The organism is Vibrio fortis (assembly GCF_000695685.1).
GTDB lineage: Bacteria > Pseudomonadota > Gammaproteobacteria > Enterobacterales > Vibrionaceae > Vibrio > Vibrio fortis_A.
In genome coordinates, this window is the sequence record NZ_JFFR01000002.1 from 1043450 (window position 1) to 1050826 (window position 7377).

Consider the following 7377-nt stretch of genomic DNA (forward strand, 5'->3'; position numbering starts at 1 on the left):
AGCTACCGTATTCAGTAGGATTTATCGCTGCAAATTGTATTTGCGCATTTTCTCAACAAGGGTTGTACGTCGCATACCCAACATGTCTGCCGCACGAGCAACCACACCACCTTGAGCTTCCAAAGCTTGGTTGATCATATTCACTTCCAAATCAGCGAGTAACTCTTTTAAGTTGACGCCTTCTGGTGGCAGCTCTTGAGGTGCATTGGCGTTATCATTGAGATCATCTTGTTGATCAAAACTGAAATCTTCAGAGAATAGATCCGCTAATGCGTCGCGCTCTTGCTCTTCTTCCGACACAAAGCTATTGAACTCTGGTTGGAACTCTGGGATATCACTATAGCGATACTTAGTTGGCAGATGGTTCACATCAACTAAGCTGTTTGGATACAGAATAACCATACGTTCAACTAGATTCGCCAACTCGCGAACGTTGCCTGGCCAGTCATGTTCCATCAAAGAATTAACAGCACGTGGCGTAAAGCAGATCGGCATGCTGCCTTCCGCTTCCATACGCGTCATCAACTCTTGTAGTAATAACGGAATGTCTTCTTTACGTTCTTGCAGTGCAGGCATCTCAATTGGGAACACATTCAATCGGTAGTAAAGGTCCTCGCGGAACGCTTCATCATCGATCATGCTCTCAAGATTACGGTGTGTTGCAGCAATGACGCGAACATTGGCTTGTAGCGTTGCGTTGCCGCCTACGCGTTCAAAACAACGCTCTTGCAACACACGAAGCAGTTTTACCTGCATCGCCATTGGCATATCGCCAACTTCATCCAGGAATAAGGTTCCACCTTCTGCCAGTTCAAAGCGGCCCTTACGTGCGGTAATCGCACCAGTAAACGCCCCTTTTTCGTGACCAAAGAGTTCGCTCTCCAACAAGTCTGGTGGGATAGCACCACAGTTCACAGGAACGAAAGGTCCACCACGGCGTTTTGAATGGTAATGAATGTTACGTGCTACAACCTCTTTACCCGTACCCGACTCACCTAAGATCAACACGTTTGCTTCGGTAGAAGAGACTTGCTCGATGAGGTGACGTACCTCCTGAATACCAGAGCTTTGACCGACTAGGCTGCGAAACAGAGTATTTTTGCGTGCTGATGAGACGACATTAACGCCTTTGCGGCCTAAGAAGTCTTTGCAATGCCTTAATGCATCACTAAGTTGCGGGTAATTGAGTGGCAGTTCTAGCTCACCAACATAGTTGGTTAACTCATCCACAGAATAGTTGTGCTTGCCCATCACTAACAAGGGGATATGGTTAGCGTTGATCAGCTGTTCATTGAGTAAAGATGTGAAGCCGTTGCCCTTAATAGAGCCAATAATGCACCCCGCCCACTGTTGAGACCAGTCGACCTTGTGTGCTTGTTCAGAGCTGACAACTTCGCAGCCCTCTCCTACAAACTCTAATATTGTGCTTAAATTGTGACGCTCTTGAGCATTATCGTCTACGACAAGCAGTTTTGACAAACCTTGCATAAGTAGGATGTATTGCCTTTATTATTGGTGTGATGCGGAAAACATTAAGCAACGTAATCTATAAAACAGAAAAAGTATCATTGATAAGATTAACGATAGACAAATTATGAAAATCAGCAACGAAAAAAAGCCATTAGGCTATCTAATGGCTTCTATTTTATTTGATTAAAAAAATAAGGCAACCAACCAATTAACTCATGTGAGATCGGTTAGAACTTTGAATTTTCTCTAAATACCCACTTCAGCAGAGGTTAAATTGTGATATTCATTCGGGATCTGGTCCCAAGCGCTCTTAATCTCACGGATGATATCAATCACATCATCAATAGGTTGAGGGTCATTTTTGTGATTCGCCGCAGAAATTTGAGTGATCATAAACTCATAAAGTTGATCTAGGTTTTTAGCAATATCACCACCGTCGTCCATTGATAGACAGCTACGAAGGCTAATAATGATGTCTAACGCTTTACCCAGACGCTCACCCTTAACAGGAATATTCCCTGCTTGCATCGCCGCCTTACCTTGAATAAGACGCTCGATAGCACCTGCCATCAACATTTGAACAATTTTATGGGGTGAGGCAGCAGTAAGCTGACTATCCACTGATACCTTTTTATATGCCTGTAAAGAACCGCGCATAGTAAACCTCTTTTATAAAAACTTTTTATACTGTTGAACTGATTTATTTCCGTGGCGGTACTTCTTCAAGTCTTTGCCGACTCGTGTCGTTTCCGTTTGCATCAATTCAACCAATTTTCTTGTTCTCGTAATGGCGTTGTACCATTCCGAACTTTGCTTAACGTCGGGATGTGAGTCCAATAAATGAAGCACGTTTTGCAACAACTGTTCTCTGTTATCGACAAGCGCCATTATTTCTTCAGTATTAATTTCACTTATTTCGAACTTAGCCATAATTTGTTGATCTAGTTCACAAAGCTTCTGAAGTTCGTCCATCATCTATTAGCCCAACGCATTCATCATGCTGCCCAACTGGGACTGCATTTTGCCGGTCGCTTCTTGCATCGCAGTAAAGCGAGAGTGAGTGCGACTTTCCAACCCTTCCATGCGGCGATCAAGTGCCGCTTGATCATCAACTAAACGATAGTTCTGTTCAACCAAGCTTCGTTCACGCGTTCGAATTGAGCCTGTTACGCCTGTAATGCCTTGAATGGCGTCTTCAACCTTTTTAGCAAAACCATTGTTACCACCAAAGAAATCACCCAACTTATCGAAGTTGTTGTTCAATTGGCGGTCCAACATGTCGTAGTTGATTTCAAGGGTACCTTGACGGGTTGTGGTGATACCAAACTCAGTTAGGGAACTGATATCCGGCGGCGCATCTTTAATGCTGGTTGAAAACACGCTCTTCAAACGTGAGTCTGCGTTTCTCACTGTACTGTCACCTGCCAACGGTCCTTTTTGACCGGTGGTCGGATCGACACCCGATAAGCTTTGCGACACTTGGTAAAACTGATTGTATGACGCAACAAAGGCTTCAATATCCTGACGCACACTACCACGGTCATACTCAACACCAATCTCTGCAGGAGCTTTGTCTTTCGGTGTTTTGCCTTTTACTGTGATGTCGATACCCTCAATTGCATCTTCAATCACATTGTTGTTACTCGAAAGCTGAGCCACACCATCCAATACAACCATGGAGTCTTGACCCGCTTGAACCTCAGTCATACCACTGTAGGTATCAAAAGATTGCTGCGCTTTCTCTAGATCCGCTTGAGCTTTATCGATTTTTTCTAGGTGCTCTCGCTCTTCTTGAGGAAGTTTTGACCGCTCAATCTCTTTAGCTTGTTGTTCAGTAATCTCGCCCTTGGCAACACGTTCTGCTAGCGCTGCCTTCTCTTCAGCGGTTTTCTCTTCGATACGAGCTTGCTCAGCCTCAAGCTTTTGCTGAGCTTCTTTCGGTGTCACGTAAGAGTCCGTCAATGTGCCCGATGCGGCATTAGTCCAACCTGGAACATCTGGCGCCTTCTCTATCGCTTTCTCATCCAGTTCCAACTCAGGCGTGTAATAGGAGTCGAGTAAGGTGCCCGATGCAGTTTCTGTCCAACCAGGGATATTGTCTTCTGGCATAACAGAAGCCGATGCCTTCGCTGCATCTAATGCTGCTTGGCCAGCTGCAGCGGCTGCCTCTCCAAAGGTTTGACTGCTTGGATCTTGAGCGAGTTCTGAATCAAGCGGTAGGTTTTCAGAATCAGACGCCTCTTGTGGCACAGGGTTGCCATCAGCATCCAACTCTTGTGGTGTTTCAGTTGCCGCTTCGATAGGGGCAGTTTCTTGCCCTGGAGCAGGCTCTGAAAGGATCTCCTGAGCAGCGAGACGTGCCGATTCTAAGGCTTTTACGCGCTCTTCAAGAGTTTTGTATTCAAGTTTTTTGAGGGGATTATCCGACTGAGCGTCAACATTAATGCTGATCTGTTGCTCTACACCTGATAGGTTTGACGCAACGATAAGGCGAGGGCCCTCAACGTCGTTGATGACCGAGGCACGAACACCCGGGTTATTGCTTGCGCCATTGATACCTCGTACAACGTCGATAAGTTTCGAGCGCTCACCGACTTGTACATCAAAGCTCTTCTCACCAAGCGAAACCTGCAGCTTACCTGGGCCAAATTTCATGTCTTCCGATAGAACATCAGAAGCCACTTTATGGCTTTGGGCAAGCTGCAACACATCGATGGCATATTTGCCTGCAATTGCATCCGTAGTAGCGGTTGCAGACACAACTCCGTCATCGGTACTTTCAACTGTTCTCACAGCGAAAGCTTTTTCCTGACGAAAGTTCGTCATTAAGTTCTTCATCGAATCAAGCGATTCTCTGAGTCTTCCATAGGCACTAATGCTGGAATCGATTCGCGTTCTTTCATTGTCGATACGTTGCTGCTTAGGCACGCGCTCCGCATCTACAATTTTGCTGACCATGGAGTTGATATCCATGCCAGACGACATCCCAAGTGGGCCTAAACTCATCAAATCACCTCAATAATACGACTTAAACCTTCGCCTCCAATAGCCCGCTATTTGAGGTTTGGGCCGCTAGGCGCCTTAAAATCTCAAGCATTTCTTCATCTGGTATTTGGCGAATAATATCACCTGTTGTAGCTTCGTATATCGTCACCACATCTCTACCCGATTCTTCATCCACTTTAAAGGCGACACCCTTGTTGATAGAAGAGATAAACTCATTCATCTTCTCTACCATTTTAACGCGCTCTTCTTTATTCAGCTCTTGTCTATCTTGAGCTAATTGAATCGCCGCTTCGGTAGCATCCTCTTGCGATTTCTCTACCTTATCTTTGGGTGCAACTTCTAGTGGTTTAGAAACACTTGGCGCACTGCTACCTTCATCGAATGCAAATTTAATGCCATTAGGTGAGCCATAAGGCTGGACGTTCGATGCGCTGGATGATATTTCCATGACACTCTCCTTCCGACCTTAAATGAGCCATGGCATTAGAGCCCTACCAAGGTAGACCTCTATTGCCGCCTACTAAGTAAGCTTAGCCCAATAAGCTTAGAGCTGCTGATGGCGATTGCTTCGCTTGAGCTAGGATTGAAGTACTCGCCTGTTGTAGGATTTGAGACTTCGTCATAGCTGTCGTTTCTTTCGCGTAATCAGTATCTTTGATACGGCTCTTAGATGCATTAACGTTTTCGTTGATGTTATCTAAGTTGCTGATTGCGTGATCAAAACGGTTTTGGAAAGCACCCAGAGAAGCACGTTGGCTGTCTACAGACTTAAGCGCACCATCAATGATAGAAACAGCTTCGTTAGCGCCCGCTACAGAAGTTACGTCGATATCGTTAACAGTTACTTCTTTACCGTCACCAAGGCCTAGCTCGCCAGATAGGCTGCCGCCAAACTCAACATCACCTTGTACTTTTTGGCTTGAAGCGAACAGTTGTAGTTTGCCGCCTTCACCGACAGAAGCTTTAACGTCTTCACTTTGACCGTTAATGTAAGTCGCAAGTTCTTCAATATCGTTACCCGCTTTTGCAGAGATATTTACTTCTTGCTCTTCACCAAACTTGTCTTTGTACTTCATCGTTAGGTCAGAACCTGCCGCTACTGTCCAAGAAGAATCTTTACCTTCTTCAACTGTGTAGCTCTTACCACCCATATCTTGAGTGTCAGTACGCATGTTACCCATAGATAGCATTACAGCTTCACCAGAATCCGCACCGATTTGGAAAGATTGGCTACCGTAAGTACCGTTTAGAAGCTTATTACCACCGAAAGATGTAGTCTCAGCAATACGGTTTAGCTCGTCGTTAAGTGCTGTTACTTCTTCTTGGATTGCAACACGTTCAGCTTTACTGTTTGAACCGTTTGCAGATTGTAGAGAAAGGTCACGCATACGTTGCAGAATGTTTGTAGACTCATTCATTGCACCTTCAGCCGTTTGTGCAATAGAAATACCGTCGTTCGCATTCTTCACAGCCATGTCTAGGCCGCGGCTTTGAGACGTTAAGCGGTTCGAGATTTGCAGGCCTGCAGCATCGTCTTTTGCGCTATTGATTTTATAGCCAGAAGACAAACGCTCCATTGATTTTTGAGTACCTTCAGCCGCGCCATTTAGGTAGCGCTGAGCCGTCATTGCAGACACGTTAGTGTTTACATTAATTGCCATAGTTGATCTCCTTTAGGCATTTCTGATGCACGCCAGTGACTCTCACCTCACATAAAGCACACATCAATATTGTCTGATGTACCGCTGCGTCTCTCACCTCACATTGGCACATCTCATTTCTCTCAATCCCTTTAACGGCGCTTTGATTAGAAGCTTTAACAAAAAAATCGATTTTTTTGGTTTTATTTTCAATAACAAGAGAAAGTGTGATCGTAGTTCAATTAATCGGGCGATATTCGCTAAAGTTTCAACTATTGATGGATTTATAAGCACATAGTTACTTATTAATTTGCTGTGAAAGCGTCGATATTTAACTGCGTTTGATGTTGAGGTGGTGGTCATTACCTTTTATCAAAGAAAAAGAACTCTTCCTTTACCAGTGACAATCGGCCCCTTTATCTGTACCTGAGCAAGAACGAGATCCCTGATGCCTCGTTCTACTCGGCTCTGGGATGACAGTTAGGGGCTAACTCATTTATGACAAGAACCATTAATAAAGGCGTAAAGCGATAACCTTACATACCTTGCTTTCTTCCAATAGAAAGCTCCCTGATACCTCTCTCTATTCGGCTCTGGGGTGACTGTTTAGAACATTTAGAGTTAGTTACCAGTTGCCCATTTATCGTCATTCCCTACCGCGAGGAGCGAGCGAGATAGGAAATCTCTCTCGACACAATTAGATATTCCAAAACACTTTACCAAACACCAAAAACGCGAAAACCCAGCCGAAGCTGGGTTTGTTTAGCGCTCATCTCTCACCACGAGCTAATTTGTGGAAGAGGCACTGACAAATGCAATGCCACTTTTATTTGATTAACCTAGAAGGCTAAGTGCTGAGTTCGGTGCTTGCTTAGCTTGAGCAAGAATCGAGCTAGACGCTTGAGAAAGAATTTGCGACTTAGTCATTTGCGTCGTTTCTTTCGCGAAGTCTGTGTCTTTAATACGGCTCTTAGATGCATTCACGTTTTCGTTGATGTTATCTAAGTTGTTGATAGCGTGGTCGAAGCGGTTCTGGAATGCACCCAGCTCTGCACGGTGGCTATCTACGTACTTCAGTGCAGCATCGATGATAGCAACAGATTCTTGTGCGCCACCTACCGATGTTACGTCGATAGTATCAACCGTTACTTCTTTACCACCTTGAATGCCAAGCTCACCTGCAAGACCACCAGAGAAGTCTACGTTGCCGTCTACTTTGTTGTTACCTGCGAACATTTGTAGCTTACCATCTTCAGTTACA

General features: G+C 44.9%; 7 protein-coding genes. All 7 read right to left on the minus strand.

The features are described 5' to 3' along the window. Positions 1-21: 21 nt before the first annotated feature. Positions 22-1488 carry a sigma-54 dependent transcriptional regulator gene (locus tag VFDL14_RS18105; RefSeq protein WP_032549669.1) on the minus strand — a complete coding sequence of 489 codons (1467 nt, stop codon included), beginning with the start codon at positions 1486-1488 and terminating at the stop codon, positions 22-24. Between the two features lie 228 nt (positions 1489-1716). Beyond that, positions 1717-2127 (minus strand): flagellar export chaperone FliS, encoded by a 411-nt coding sequence (gene fliS / locus VFDL14_RS18100; protein ID WP_008218262.1) that lies wholly within the window; start codon positions 2125-2127, stop codon positions 1717-1719. A gap of 12 nt (positions 2128-2139) precedes the next feature. Further along, the gene (locus VFDL14_RS18095) at positions 2140-2445 is read right to left on the minus strand and encodes a flagellar protein FliT (RefSeq protein ID WP_032549670.1); all 306 of its coding nucleotides are present in this window, start codon (positions 2443-2445) and stop codon (positions 2140-2142) included. A 3-nt stretch (positions 2446-2448) separates the two neighbouring features. Further along, entirely contained in the window at positions 2449-4476 is a 2028-nt protein-coding gene (fliD, locus tag VFDL14_RS18090; RefSeq protein WP_032549671.1) for a flagellar filament capping protein FliD, read from the minus strand. Between the two features lie 22 nt (positions 4477-4498). Beyond that, positions 4499-4924 (minus strand): flagellar protein FlaG, encoded by a 426-nt coding sequence (gene flaG, locus VFDL14_RS18085; protein WP_032549673.1) that lies wholly within the window; start codon positions 4922-4924, stop codon positions 4499-4501. Positions 4925-5006: 82 nt separating this feature from the next. Further along, a complete protein-coding gene (locus VFDL14_RS18080) occupies positions 5007-6137 on the minus strand; it encodes a flagellin (RefSeq protein WP_032549674.1) in 1131 nt (376 codons plus the stop codon). 813 nt (positions 6138-6950) lie between these two features. Then, positions 6951-7377: flagellin (locus VFDL14_RS18075; RefSeq protein ID WP_032549677.1), on the minus strand; the 427-nt coding region annotated here is incomplete at its 5' end.